Annotated in this window: 11 protein-coding genes; 1 reads left to right on the forward strand and 10 read right to left on the reverse strand. The window is 60.9% G+C overall.

Going from position 1 to position 12,508, the window contains the following annotated elements:
* Positions 1–93 precede the first annotated feature (93 nt).
* From HNQ65_RS23440 to HNQ65_RS23460, 5 genes are read right to left on the reverse strand one after another with little or no spacing between them, the layout of a single operon-like run.
* The gene (locus HNQ65_RS23440) at positions 94–984 is read right to left on the reverse strand and encodes a class I SAM-dependent methyltransferase (protein WP_184343664.1); all 891 of its coding nucleotides are present in this window, start codon (positions 982–984) and stop codon (positions 94–96) included.
* Positions 981–2,144 carry a UDP-N-acetylglucosamine 2-epimerase gene (gene neuC / locus HNQ65_RS23445; protein WP_184343665.1) on the reverse strand — a complete coding sequence of 388 codons (1,164 nt, stop codon included), beginning with the start codon at positions 2,142–2,144 and terminating at the stop codon, positions 981–983. The genes HNQ65_RS23440 and neuC overlap by 4 nt, the downstream gene beginning before the upstream one ends.
* Positions 2,141–2,884: an acylneuraminate cytidylyltransferase family protein gene (locus HNQ65_RS23450; protein ID WP_184343667.1), complete on the reverse strand. Its 744-nt coding sequence runs from the start codon at positions 2,882–2,884 to the stop codon at positions 2,141–2,143. The genes neuC and HNQ65_RS23450 overlap by 4 nt, the downstream gene beginning before the upstream one ends.
* Positions 2,881–3,879, reverse strand: a complete 999-nt coding sequence (locus HNQ65_RS23455) for a Gfo/Idh/MocA family protein (RefSeq protein WP_184343669.1) — start codon at positions 3,877–3,879, stop codon at positions 2,881–2,883. Before HNQ65_RS23455 ends, HNQ65_RS23450 begins: the two co-directional genes overlap by 4 nt.
* The gene (locus HNQ65_RS23460; protein WP_184343671.1) at positions 3,876–5,429 is read right to left on the reverse strand and encodes a thiamine pyrophosphate-binding protein; all 1,554 of its coding nucleotides are present in this window, start codon (positions 5,427–5,429) and stop codon (positions 3,876–3,878) included. Before HNQ65_RS23460 ends, HNQ65_RS23455 begins: the two co-directional genes overlap by 4 nt.
* A gap of 224 nt (positions 5,430–5,653) precedes the next feature.
* On the opposite strand from HNQ65_RS23460, the gene HNQ65_RS23465 reads away from it, so the two are divergent.
* On the forward strand, positions 5,654–6,490 hold the full coding sequence (locus HNQ65_RS23465) for a hypothetical protein (RefSeq protein ID WP_184343673.1): 837 nt from the start codon (positions 5,654–5,656) through the stop codon (positions 6,488–6,490).
* Between the two features lie 1,495 nt (positions 6,491–7,985).
* Here HNQ65_RS23465 and HNQ65_RS23475 read toward each other — a convergent pair.
* From HNQ65_RS23475 to HNQ65_RS23495, 5 genes are all read right to left on the reverse strand, one after another.
* Positions 7,986–8,945 (reverse strand): NAD(P)-dependent oxidoreductase, encoded by a 960-nt coding sequence (locus HNQ65_RS23475; RefSeq protein ID WP_184343677.1) that lies wholly within the window; start codon positions 8,943–8,945, stop codon positions 7,986–7,988.
* 3 nt (positions 8,946–8,948) lie between these two features.
* Entirely contained in the window at positions 8,949–9,764 is an 816-nt protein-coding gene (locus HNQ65_RS23480) for a hypothetical protein (RefSeq protein WP_184343679.1), read from the reverse strand.
* A gap of 15 nt (positions 9,765–9,779) precedes the next feature.
* Complete coding sequence (locus HNQ65_RS23485; protein ID WP_184343681.1) at positions 9,780–10,535, reverse strand: class I SAM-dependent methyltransferase; 756 nt, start codon at positions 10,533–10,535, stop codon at positions 9,780–9,782.
* A 122-nt stretch (positions 10,536–10,657) separates the two neighbouring features.
* Positions 10,658–11,584 carry a class I SAM-dependent methyltransferase gene (locus HNQ65_RS23490; RefSeq protein ID WP_184343683.1) on the reverse strand — a complete coding sequence of 309 codons (927 nt, stop codon included), beginning with the start codon at positions 11,582–11,584 and terminating at the stop codon, positions 10,658–10,660.
* The gene (locus HNQ65_RS23495; protein ID WP_184343685.1) at positions 11,581–12,504 is read right to left on the reverse strand and encodes a GDP-L-fucose synthase family protein; all 924 of its coding nucleotides are present in this window, start codon (positions 12,502–12,504) and stop codon (positions 11,581–11,583) included. The genes HNQ65_RS23490 and HNQ65_RS23495 overlap by 4 nt, the downstream gene beginning before the upstream one ends.
* Positions 12,505–12,508: the final 4 nt, after the last annotated feature.

Raw genomic sequence — 12,508 nt, forward strand, 5'->3', positions numbered from 1 at the left:
CTCTGCGTCGCCAAAATGCCGCGCCATGGTTCTTTGCTTCCCGCTCGAAAGCACTCCCAGTGCCGAACACTACTGGCAGGAGTGCCCATCGTACTATTCCGGCTTCTTGAGGATGACGTAGAGGTAGTCGCTGGCGCCCTGGCGGATGAGGGTTTCGCGCCAGACGGCGTTGAGGGCGGGGTCGAAGGGGATTTTGCCGTTGCCGGTGGGGCGTTTGTCGCGCATCCAGACCATGGCGTTTGAGAGGTCAAAACGGTGGTCAAAAGTCAGGTTTTCTGTGTCGAATCCGGCAATGGAGGCCAGTTTTTTGAGGGCGGTGGCGGTGAAGTACCAGAGGTGGACTTTGCGGTAGAAGAAGGCGGCGTAGTCGGGGCTGTTGGCCACCATCCAGTCGTCGGCGTTGGGGGTGCTGAGGGCCAGGATGCCGCCGGGCTTGAGGAGGCGGTGGATGTCCTGGAGGAACTTGATCGGGTCTTCGACGTGCTCGAGGACGCTATAGCTGACGGCGGCGTCGATGGTGCCGGCGGTGGGGACGTCCTGGGCCCAGGTATAGACTTCGTGGCCGCGCTGGCGGAGGGAGTCGTGGTAGCACTGGTTGGGCTCGACGGCGATGGTCTTGGAGGCGAAGCCTTTCACCAGATCGAGGAAGGGGCCGGCGCCGCAGCCGATGTCGGCCACGGTTTTGCCACGCAGGGTGTGCATGCCGATGAGGTCGAGGCGGTGGGGCTGGTCGTTGTCGTTGACCTTGAAGTAGGCGTCCACGGCATTGCCCTGGCTGAGGTCGTCGCGGTATTCGCCGGACTTGTAGTAGGCCTCGATGTCGGCCATGACGGGCGGGAGGTGGCGTGCGCCGCAGCCGCCGCACTCCCAGACGTCGAGATCGTCGGGGGATTTTTTGCCGAAGGAACCCATGCGGATGGAACCGTGGTAGCAGCTGCGCCATTCCGTGGCGCTACAGATGGGGCAGGGGGTGGTGAGGCTCATGCGGACGGGCGTTTGACGTAGTGGAGCTGTTTCTGGGCGTAGGGCGTGAGCTTGGAGACCTGCTCGGCGATGCGTGCGGCCACGCCGGGCTCTCCATAGAGATGGGAGGTGGGGTAGCGGCCGTGGGCAAGCTGGCTGCGGGTGGCGGACTCGATCTCGGGCTGCAGGGGTTCCACACGGATGACGGACTGGGACCACTCGCGGCCATCCTGGCGGGAGCCGACGAGGACGACGGGCGTGCCTAGGAAGGAGGTCTCGCGGACGAAGGAGGAGGAGTTGCCGATGCAGCAGGCAGCGTGATTGAGCAGCGGGATGTAGATGTCCGGCGGCAGGTTCTTGTAGGCGTGCAGGGGGAACTCGTGGTGGTTCTCGCGGAAGCGGCGGATGGCCTGGGAGACGAGGTCGGAGCCGGCGTCGATGTTGGGCCAGAGGAGCACGGTCTGGAGATTGAGGCGGCGCACGGTTTCCAGCACGGCCTCCATCTGCTCCTCCTGATGACCGATGTCGGTGGTCACGGGATGGAAGAGGACGAGGAGGTAGGGCTTGGAGAAATCAATGGAGGTGCCGACGCCGAGGCGGCCGAGGACGTCCTGCGGCAGGTCATTGGAGGCGGCGAGGACGACATCGCTGGTGGGGCAGCCGAGGGGGAAGACGGTGGCGGGGTCTTCGCCCATGGCGACGATGTACTCCGCCGCGCGCTTGGTGGCGGGGAAGTGGTAGTGCGCCAGTTTGGTGATGGCGTGGCGGGTGGACTCGTCGATGGAGCCGGAGATTTCGCCGCCCTGGAGGTGGATGAGGCAGATGTTTTGATACGCAGCGGCGATGGCTGCAGCCATGGCCTCGTAGCGGTCGCCGATCATGAGCACGAAGTCGGGCTTCATGCGGCTGAACTCGGAGGCGAACTCGATGACGGCGAGGCCGATGGACTTCACCATCGTGATGGGCACGGAGCCTTCGAGCTGGAGATAGACTTCACTCTCCACGGGGAAGCCGTCTGCCTCCACGACATTGCGGGCGCAGCCGTAGCGGTCCAGCAGCATGGATCCGGCGCAGATGGTCTGCATGTCCACATCAGGCTCCTGCTGGAGCGCGTGCATGACGGGCTTCATGCGCGCGTAGTTTGCGCGGTTGACCAGGACGACGGCGATTTTCTTTTTCATGCAGATGGTTTCTTATAGCCGACGGGCAGGTGGCGTGTCTCGGCATAATAACGGGCCAGAACGATCTCCTCCGGCTCGTCGATATTCAGGAGCAGGCGCTCCACGAGGTGGGCGCGGGTGGTGGTGGTGAAGATGCGCTGCTCATCCATGAGGCAGGCGCGGGTGAGGGCGTAGCAGGCGCCATTGCGGTAGAAGAGCGGCTCCAGGGACTGGCGCTGTTTCACACCGGCACCGGCTTCGGCGTAGAAGCTGATGACGTCGTCGCTGCTGACGCGCAGGACCTTGTGCGGATGGAACTTGGTGTCCACGCGGCTGACGGTGACGGCAGAGCCGGCGTTGGTGGCGGCGAGGAGATCCATGACGCCATTCACATCCTCCGGCTGACGGAAGGGGCAGGTGGGCTCGACGATGAGGATGACGTCGTAGGTGACGCCATCGATGCGCTCCATTTCGGTGACGGCATGCTGGAGTGTCTCCACGGCACCGGCGGTGTCGGAGCTGAGCTCTGGCGGGCGAAGGAAGGGGGCATCGAGGCCGTGCTTCTTGCCCTCCTCGGCGTAGCGTTCGGAGTCGGTGGAAATGATGCGGCGGTCGATCCAGTCGCAGGCGGGCGAATTCAGCACCTCGCCGACGAGGGCGATGAGCGACCTGCCGGCAATCTGCTGCATGTTTTTGTCCGGGATGCCTTTGCTGCCAGAGCGGGCGGGCACCACGGCGAGGATGCGGCGGCCGTGTTTCATGAGGGGATGCGGATGGACTGGCCCTGAGCGGCGCTCTGACGGCAGGCGTCAACCACCTCCAGCGCGGCGATGCCGTCTGCGAGAGAGCAGGAGGGGGCGGTGCGGGTGCCGCGGATGAGCTCCAGCAGCTCCTGCGCCGCGCCCATGAACATCTCATTGCGCTCGCAGGTGAAGGTCTGGTCTTCCCATTTGAGCTCACCGGTGCGGGAGAGCTTCACGGCATTCTCCTCGTAGGACCACATGAGGGTGCCGGTCTCGCCCACGGCGATGATGTGGCGCTGATGGGGGCGGCCGATGAGGTCGAGGTGGAGATTGGCCTTCAGGCCGCCGCCGAAGGAGGCGATGACGTCCACATTGTCGTCGGCACTGATGTCGAGGTCGGAGATTTTATCGACGGAGGCCATGACGGACTGCGGCTTGCCGGCGAACCAGAGCAGGAGGTCGAGGAAGTGGCTTTCGTCCAGCAGAGCGCCGCCGCCCTGCTCCTTGCTGGCCATGAAGAAGTCCTGATAGCGCTCCCAGGGGTGCCAGTCGGCGAGGTGGGCGCTCATGACAAAGCGGATGTGGCGCACCGCGCCGATCTCGCCGCTCTGCAGTCTGCGGCGGAACTCCGCCACCGGGGGCCACCAGCGGTAGGTGTAGCCGAGGAGCACTTTGGCACCGCTGGCCTCCAGTTTGCGGCAGCTTGCGGCATCGATGCTGAGCGGCTTTTCGCAGAGAATCCAGCGGCCGCCTGCGCCTGCGGCGATGATTTGATCGACGTGAAAGGAGGGTGGTGAGGCGATGACGAAGCCATCGAAGGCGGTGGTCTTGAGAGCCTCGTCCAGATTGCCGTAGGTGGCGGCGAGGGGGCCCTCTGCGGCGGCCTCCTGCTGGCGGTCGGCGCGGGGGTCAAAGCCGCTGACGGTGCAGCCGAGGGCGCGCAGATTGCGGGCATGGCGTTTCCCGGCGGAGCCGAGACCAATGACGAGAAGGTGAAGGGTGGGGGCGCTCATCGAAGCTGTTCAGTCATATCCACATACACGTCCGGCGCGAGGTGATACTCGATCAGGGCGGGTGGGCTGCCAGCGTGCTGCCACTGCTTGAGGGCTGCGTCAAGCCCCGCTGCATCCGGGGCATCCCAAGTGGCCAGGCCCATGGCCTCAGCGACTCGCAGGAGGCGGTGGTCTGGAAGGGTGAGGGGCTGCTGGGACCAGCCGAGCTTGCGCGCACGGCCACGGATGCTGCCGAAGTAGCCGTCCCGCATGACGAGGACGAGGAGGGGAAGCTTCAAATCGACGGCGAGGGAGAGCTCGGCGAGGTTGGCGCGGATGCCTCCATCGCCGATCCACAGCACGGAGGGGCCGGGGGCGCGGGCGAGCGCGGTGCCGAGCGCGTAGCCGAGGCCTGCGCCGAGGTAGCGGCCATTGGGGGTGCCGGTGAGGTCGAGGTGGTTTTTGACGCGGAGGAAGTGCTCGGCCCAGACGGTGAAGTTGCCGGTATCGACAATGTGGGCGGCATCGGGCAGGCGGTCGGAGACGACACGCATGGCGGTGCGCGGGGAGTCCGCCCAAGAGTCCATGGACTGTGCGAGCTGGGCATGGGCGGCGGCGACTTCCTCCTGGCCCCAGCTTTTGGACTGGAGCACGTCGAAGAGTTCGGCGGCATCGGTGTCGCTCAGCCGGGCGGCGCGGGTGCCGAAGACGTTGTCCGGGAAGACGCGGCCCTCATGCATGCCTGGGGCGTCGAACCACAGGGTGCTGCCGTGAGGCGGTGCGGGAGAGAGCATCTCGCCGCTGCGCACGCCGAGGCAGATGAGCAGGTCGGCCTTGGGCAGGACGGTTTTTTCCGGGGTGCTGGGTTTGCCATCGCCGGTGCAGATGCCGGCGCTGTGCGGCAGGTGCTCGGAGAGCGCGCCCTTGGCGGCAGCGGTGGTGAAGACGGGGATATTCAGCGCGGCGAGGCGTGTACGCCAGGCGCTGCGGGTGGCCCAGGTGCCGACGAGCAGGGCAGGGCGGGAGGCGGAGACGAGCTGCCAGCGCCAGTCGGGCTGGGTGGCGGTCATGCACTGCGGCATTTCCTGCACGATCTCGGAGCGCGGGACGAGATCGGTATGCACGGGGCCGGGGCATTCCTGGGTGGCCTCGGCCCAGAGGGACTGCACCGAGCCCTCGGCCTCGCTGAAGCCATTCATGCTGCGCAGGAAGGAGGCGGCGACGTCGGGATGGGCGAGCCATTTGTGCCTGCGACCGCTGGATTCATTGGGCGGGTAGGCTTCGGAAATGGAGAGGCAGGGGTAGCCCTCGTAGCTGTTGCAGAGCAGGCCGGGGGCGAGGTTCATGAAGCCCGGGCCTTTGATGGTGACACAGGCGGCGGGTGTGCCGCTCTGGCGGGCGTAGGCTCCGGCCATCAGGGCGGCCACGGCCTCGTGGCCTGTGGCGATGAAGGAACCGCCAGCGTTTTCGATCTGGGTGATCAGCTCCAGACTGGGACCGCCACCGGGCACGCCAAAGACACGACGACCGCCAAGCGCGGCGAACTGCTGAGCAAAGGATTCATAGGCCATGCGGGGGCGGGTGTCGGAGTCGGCTGAGGGTGAGGAGGTTGGGGAAGACGATTCTTAATGGGGGGCGGGAGGGCTGTAAAGGGGCTCGTGGGGGCGTGTGATGGACTTGTTGCGTTAGGCAGGAGATGCTGCTGTGTGAGGTTCATCTTGGTGCCGAACCGAGAGGCGCTGCAAAAACGCAAAATTTCCGTTTTCCTCGCTTTTAAACAGGTTACCACCTTGGCATGAAAGTGAACTCTACGGAACCCCTCCCCAAATCAGCTCAAGTAGCGGGCCTCGGTAGATTTTTAGTTACTTGTATCAAGACCTTAAGGTTTTCAAAAGCGGATGGCTTCATAGCATTCTTCAGTGCAGTGCTCGGCACTTTGGGGTATTTTAAGCCTAGCTGGCTTCCAGCTGGGATGATCTCATTTTTTCAGGGCACGGACAGCTGGCTGCCGTATGTATTCTTCACTACAGCGGAAGTTATTTATCGTGCAGTTTCATCGCCCTATCAGGTATTCCTGTCCTGCCTAAAGCGCATCGACGAATTGGAAGCTCAAAATATCAGTTTGAATTCGGCGCTCGAGCCACACCTGTATATTTCTTGTTCACCCTCAATCGATGGCTGCAAAGCCGGCTTTGGTCATGCGGGGAACGGACGAATCTTTCGAGTTGAGGTGAGAAATAGCGGGATTTTCGAAATAAACGAATGTCGGGCAGTTCTCCTGAAGATAGAAAAAAATGGAGTAAAGTTGTGGTCTGGAGATCACATTACGCTCGCGTTTCAACCATCAGAGTTGCCGGACTCCCAATGCAAAAAAATCTCGCACGATGTGCCGTACTATCTCGATGTCGTCGGGGTCGAGGTTGGAAGTAACCGTGCATGGCGTTTTAGGCCTGGCACCAAAGAACACCATTGGCCCACAAATCCTCATTTTGATGATCTCTTTCAAGACGGTGTTGGAAATTATGCTTTCACCATTTCATTCACCGCTTCAAAAACGGCCACCATAACGAAAGAGTTTCGCTTCGATTGGACGGGAGATTTGGCTTCAGCAGAGATGCATTTGGTGTCTTAGAGTTGAGTTCGGAGTCAATCAACTTAACGCTTCGCATGAATGGCACTCGATTAAAGCGGCTTTTGACCGCATGGCAGCCGCCTTTTTAGCTGCACCAAAGTGTGGCCTATCGAAGCCCAAGTGCGAGCAAGGTTGTCCTCCGTAGCTCGTAGATAAAAGGAGGAAGCTTCAGCAAGGCTGGCCTGGGTATCTGTGCCAGCAGCCGGACAGCAAGCCCAGCGCACTTTATACTCGGTGCTCTCCAGCAGCTGCTTGCCGCCGCCTCGCTACAGACTATATGTCATAGCGCATATAAACTCACTATCCATGTCCTTAACCGAGTGCCATTCATACTTGGCATTTTTTCTCGATTTTCTGCTCGGTCAAGGCGGAGGTCGGCCAGCTCTTCGTCTAGGAGGTAAAGGTGGGCCTCGGCAGATCAGAAAATTTATAATTCACTGACAAATGTGACCTGCTTGCCAAGCAACAGAGCGATAGATTGTGCAGTGGCAGAGTTTACATTCTGAGCTGAGGTGATGGTCAGATGTGCCCCCGAAATTTTAATGCTCTGAGCTACTGATTGCAAAAGAACACTGTTTGTAGAGGCTGGTAGAGAGAGATTTGCGCCAGACTGAGCGAGGGATTGTGCGAGTAATGAGTTCATCAAGGCTGAGAAATGAAAGGTTTAACTATTGCTGAAGAGCTGGATAAATATATTAGTGGTCGGAAATAAGCGTGGATACTAATCTATATATACACGTGATTGTTGTTACAAGCGGCTGATGATTGTGTCGCTTCTATGACTAATCTGCATGCTGTGTGTTGCAGGGCGGATTCCACTTGCGAATCAAATCCTTCTCCTCTGCGAGCCTAGCTTCCTCATCCGCTTGGGTGTGAGCGTGTATATGAGTGGCCCCATTCCGATCAATGCAAGTGTTGTCATTTGCATGTTCTCCCAAGCGACGGCTCAGATCATTTGTTTGTCCGATATATATCGGTCTCCATTTGCCTGGGGAAGATTCCTTGGCAAAAATGTAGTTTCCAGCAGATTTGGTAAAGTTTGTTTCTATTGGATGGATCCAATATTTGAATTTGGCGCCCGATTCGCCGGTCCAAAGGATAGTTGGTTCTTCTGGCATAGACTGGACGTGTAACAAAGGTATTTAATATGTAAACGCTAAATTGCCTAATATAAATATATTATCAAATCATGATTTGATGTTATGAATTGCTCGCCAGGCTTCCGCTCAGTCCATCATTGCGGCATTCTGCTCCATAACCAAGGGCTCGCATCGCCAAGAAAAAAGTCGCTCGCTATGCCAAAGAAAAAGCCAAAGGGCCATTCATGCTGGTGGGCATAATTTACCTAGCACGGGCTCGCTGTTGTTGAGCTTTGCGTTGGAGGCATTGTCCAATGCAGGTTTTACAACGCGAATGGGCGCGAATAGCCGCGAATTTTTTGGAATCCGGAATTCAGAGGGGGCCTTGAGAAGGCTTGGCTAATGACACCTGGGGCTCAGCCCTGCGTGGCGAAGAAGTCGCGGATGCGGGTGGCGGCGAATTTGAGGACGATGTCGACGGCGTCGGGGCTGAAGCCGCCGATGTGGGGGGTGATGAGGCAGTTGTCGTGCTTTTGGGCGTACTGCCAGATGCGGCTGGTCTGGATGGCGGGCTCGCCCTCAAGGACGTCGGTGCCGTAGCCGCCGAGGTGGCCGCTTTCGAGGGCCTGGAGGAGGGCGTCTTCATCGCAGATGGCACCGCGGGAGGTGTTGATGAGGATGGTGCCGGGGCGGATGAGGGTGAACTCGCGTGGGCCGACGAGGCCGCGGGTTTCATCGCTGAGGTGCACGTGGATGGAGACAGCGTGGGCGTTTTGCAGGAGGGTATCGAGGTCGGTGCGCTCGATGGTGGCGGGCCATTCGGTCTCGGGGAGGTAGGGATCGTAGCCGATGACGCGCATGCCGAAGGCGGTGGCGTAGCGGGACATCCACTGGCCGATGCGGCCGCAGCCGATGAGGCCGAGGATGCGGCCCTTGAGCAGCATGCCGGGGAATTTTTCACGGTCCCAGAGGCCGGCCTCGACATGGCGATTGGCGGCACGGAGGTGGCGGGCGCAGGCCATGAGGAGCATCCAGCTCAGCTCGGCTGCGGGAGTGAGTTCATTGAGCACCTGCTTCTGGCCTTTGAGGGTGAGCAGGGGGATGCTGCGTGCGGCGAGGGCCTTGGAGTCGATGTGATCGGCGCCGGTGGTGGCGGTGGCGATGAGCTTCAGATGCACGGCGGTGTCCAGCTCTGCCTGACGCAGGGGCACCTTCATGGAGGCATCGAGAATGGCGTGCACCTGAGGGAGCAGGGGCAGCACGGCGGCGGGGGTGGTCTCCGGGGCGAGGACCTGCCAGCCTGCGCCGAGGGTGGTGGTGACGGCGGCGGTGCCAGAGGCGGGACCGAGATAGAGGGCGGAGAGGACGGTGGACATGGATTAATCCAATGGTTTTACCACGGTGATGCCGTCGCGGGTCATTTTTTCCGAGCGCTTCTTGAGCCAGTTTCTGAAGCTGCGCTTTTTCCAGCTGCGGATGAATTTGGAGACAAAGTCCTGACCCTGCGGAGGGCAGGGGCGTGGCGAGGCGCTCAGCGGCACGTTTTCACGCTTGAAGAAGTCCAGGGTGGAGGGTTTCCAGAAAAGGCCCTTGATGGACTCCTGGTAGGTCAAGAGCGGCGTGCCTTGCGGGCCGATGTAATAGTGACCGCTGTGGTCTTCGCGGGCGAGCTGCTTGGCCCTGCTTTCCGCCTGCCAGATGTTCATGCCGGGGGCATTGGCGACGGCCTGCAACTGAGAGGCGCTCCACATGGTGGCGTTGAGGCCGACGCAGGGCGGGTCTGGCAGGATGGCGTGCCAGGTGGTGCCGGGGACGGGGGTGCCGTGCTTTCTAAACTGATCAAGGCCGAGGTAGCGGGCGCCGAGCTGGCGGAAGCGCTGCACGGCTTCCAGCACGTCTCGGGTGATGACGGGCTGGTTGAGGAAGAAGTCGTCCAGCAGCATCAAGAGCACATCTCCCGGGACCTGCGGCAGGGCGGCGCGGAGGTTGTCCCCCCACTGATGATCGTCTCCCACCTTGATGGTGTGGACGCGTGGATCGTCGTAGCTGAGGTGATTGGACAGCAGGTAGATCGGCGCGGGAATGTCGGGCCAGTACTTGAAGAGGAAGTGGAAGAAGTAGGGCCAGGTGTCAGAGTAGAAATCGCACGAGGGCACGACGAGCGTGAAGGCGCTGTCCTGCGGAGTATCTGTCATGGTGGCGCGGAAGGGTTACTCAATGACGCAGTAGCAGGTGCGCGAGGTGTAGGGCAGGCGGCGCAGGGAGATGTTTCCGAGGCCGAGAGCTTCCATGACGGCGAGTGTCTCGCCGGGGGTGGCGTGCTCGTTGAGTTCGTCGAAGCCGAGCACGCTGCCTTTGGTGAGGCGGGGCTTGAGCAGTTCGAGGCACTTTTTGGTGGGGGCGTAGAGATCGAGATCGAAGTAGGCCAGCGCGACGATGGTCTCCTGATGCTGCTCGAGATAAACGGGGAGGGTTTCGCAGACGTCTCCCTGAACGAGTTCGAATTTGCGGATGTGGCTGAGGGGATTTTCCGCCTCATGGAATTCCAGGATCTTGGTGAGGTATTCCTTGTAGCCGTCGGTGACGGAGTAGCCGCCTTGGCGCATGATGCCGCCGTCGCCGTCCTGGTTTGCGGTGTGGGGGAAACCGGCGAAGGTGTCGAAGGCGATGATTTTGCGATGACGATGGAAGGGCTCGTAGATGCCGCGCAGGGCGGCAAAGGTGGCGACGTTCTGACCCCAGCGGGTGCCGAACTCCATCACGACGCCTGGGAGCTCGACGATCTTCTGGTAGATGAAGTCCATGAACTTCAGGCGCGCCCAGGTCTTGGAGCTGAGGAAGAGGCCCATGTTGTCCATGCGCTCCTCCGGCGGGATGGGGCAGTTTTCGATGAGGCTGGTCATCGCCTTGCGGCGTTCACGCTCATCGGCGGAGGCGAAATTGACGACGTTGAATGAATCGCTCATGGAATGGCTTTAGGGAAACACTGATTTAACACCGCGAGAGATTGGAAGACCGCAGAGAATACATTCAGAGTCTGAGTTTTGTGACGTGCAATTCTGTGCAGTGAGTTTTGTTCAGCGCTTTCTCAGCGGTTGGGGGACCAGACGATGAGCGAGTGGCCTTCGATGAAGAAGCTGCCGCTGTGGACGCGCTGCTTGCGGTGGATGGTGAGCCTGCCTTCGCGTTCGAGTTCTTCGAGGCGCGGCAGGTAACCGCGGAGGTAGTTGCGCTTGTTGGAGTACAAGACGGAGAGCTGGTCGTGGAGGTCGTCTTTTTCGAGGACTTCGTCGATGGGCTCAAAGTGGACGACGAGCTCCGGCTTTTTGCGCAGCATGAACTGGATGAACTCCTCATGGCGGGGGCCGACCTGCTCCAGGGCGGCGACGCTGTAGGCGACGCTGTTTGGCAGGAACTCCAGCGTTTCGTCGGGGTGGTAGAAGTCGAAGTTGCGGCCTTCGAGGTTTGGGTCGATGCCGCTGGCGGCCATGCCATTGAGGATTTTCTGCGAGGCGGTGGTCCAGTCGAGGCCGACGAGACGGGCGGTGGGATTGATCTTGCGGGCGCGCAGCAGGTGGTAGCCAGGGCCGCAGCCGAATTCATAGATGCCGGCGGCGTCCTTCATGTAGCGCTCCATGGCGTACTCGACGAGGAGGCAGATGATGCGGTAGTCGAAGGATTCGGAGACTGGACGCACCCAGCGGCGACGCCAGCGTACGATGGGGTGCTTGCCAAAGTAGAGAGGCACAGCGGCATCAGGATTGCCGGTTTTGCAGAAGATGTCGAAGTTTTCGCCCCAGCCGCGCTCCCAGTCGCCGATGCGGTGCTCGCCAGCGACTTTGATTTCGGGATTCACCAGCGCGCGGACGGCTTCGAGAATGTATTGGTCGCGTTCCTGGGGGGTGATTTCGGTGAAGCGCAGATCGAATTCGGCGAGGCGCTGTTTGAGGCGCTCGCTGACCGGCTCGCCCAGGATGGCTTCGAGGTCGGCGGGCTGGATGGTTTGGACGGTCATTGGCGGATGTTGGGATAGTTGGCCTTGAACCACTCGACGCTTTTTTCGATGCCTTCGTCGAGGGGGGTGAACTGGAAGTCGGGGAGGTAGCGGCGGAGCTTGGTGGTGTCGGAGGGCTTGCGGAACTGGCCATCGGGCTTGGTGGGGTCCCAGATGATCTTGCCGGTGAACTTCATCTTATCCGCGACGATTTCGACGAGCTCCTTGATGCTGCGCTCGATGCCGGAGGAGAAGATGATGGGATCTTCTTCGCGGTAGTGCTCCAGCGCCCAGAGGGCGAGCCGGGCGATGTCGTCGACATAAACGAACTCACGGAGGGGGGCGCCGCTGCCCCAGGCCGGGAGGTCAGCGCCTTCCTGCTGGCGCAGGAAGCAGCGGTGAATGAGGGAGGGGATGACGTGGCCGCCTTCCAGCGCGAAGTCGTCGCAGGGGCCGTACATGTTGGTGGGGATGGCGACGATGAAGTCGCAGTTCCATTCCTTGCGGTAGGCGGAGCTCTGAACCTCGAGCATGCGCTTGGCATAGGCGTAGCCAAAGTTGGAGGGATGAGGTGCGCCGTTGTGAAGGTTTGTCTCCTTGAGCGGGTATTCCGTCTTGTCTGGAAACACGCAGGTGGACATGAAAGAAATGAGGCGCTTCACGCCGGTTTTACGGGCGGCTTCCAGGACGTTGAGGTTGATCAGGATGTTGTGCCGGAAGTATTCGCCGGAGTGCACGCTGTTGCTGCCGATGCCGCCCACCACGGCCGCGCAGTGGATGACGTACTCGGGCTTGTGGGTGCGGAAGAGGGCGGCGGTGGCCTCAAAGTTGGTCAAATCAGCATCTTCACGAGTCAGATACACCGCACCTTCCTCGCCCAGGAGACGGCGAAGCGAGGAGCCCAACATGCCGGCGCTGCCGGTGACGAGATAACGAGCCATAGAT

The organism is Prosthecobacter vanneervenii (assembly GCF_014203095.1).
Lineage (GTDB): Bacteria > Verrucomicrobiota > Verrucomicrobiia > Verrucomicrobiales > Verrucomicrobiaceae > Prosthecobacter > Prosthecobacter vanneervenii.

Excerpts from the sequence above, each read along its gene's own strand:
- HNQ65_RS23455 (WP_184343669.1), bottom strand. The coding sequence starts at position 3,879 with ATGAGCGCCCCCACCCTTCACCTTCTCGTCATTGGTCTCGGCTCCGCC.
- HNQ65_RS23490 (WP_184343683.1), bottom strand. The coding sequence starts at position 11,584 with ATGACCGTCCAAACCATCCAGCCCGCCGACCTCGAAGCCATCCTGGGC.
- HNQ65_RS23460 (WP_184343671.1), bottom strand. The coding sequence starts at position 5,429 with ATGGCCTATGAATCCTTTGCTCAGCAGTTCGCCGCGCTTGGCGGTCGT.
- HNQ65_RS23480 (WP_184343679.1), bottom strand. The coding sequence starts at position 9,764 with ATGACAGATACTCCGCAGGACAGCGCCTTCACGCTCGTCGTGCCCTCG.
- HNQ65_RS23485 (WP_184343681.1), bottom strand. The coding sequence starts at position 10,535 with ATGAGCGATTCATTCAACGTCGTCAATTTCGCCTCCGCCGATGAGCGT.
- HNQ65_RS23475 (WP_184343677.1), bottom strand. The coding sequence starts at position 8,945 with ATGTCCACCGTCCTCTCCGCCCTCTATCTCGGTCCCGCCTCTGGCACC.
- HNQ65_RS23450 (WP_184343667.1), bottom strand. The coding sequence starts at position 2,884 with ATGAAACACGGCCGCCGCATCCTCGCCGTGGTGCCCGCCCGCTCTGGC.
- neuC (WP_184343665.1), bottom strand. The coding sequence starts at position 2,144 with ATGAAAAAGAAAATCGCCGTCGTCCTGGTCAACCGCGCAAACTACGCG.
- HNQ65_RS23465 (WP_184343673.1), top strand. The coding sequence starts at position 5,654 with ATGAAAGTGAACTCTACGGAACCCCTCCCCAAATCAGCTCAAGTAGCG.
- HNQ65_RS23495 (WP_184343685.1), bottom strand. The coding sequence starts at position 12,504 with ATGGCTCGTTATCTCGTCACCGGCAGCGCCGGCATGTTGGGCTCCTCG.
- HNQ65_RS23440 (WP_184343664.1), bottom strand. The coding sequence starts at position 984 with ATGAGCCTCACCACCCCCTGCCCCATCTGTAGCGCCACGGAATGGCGC.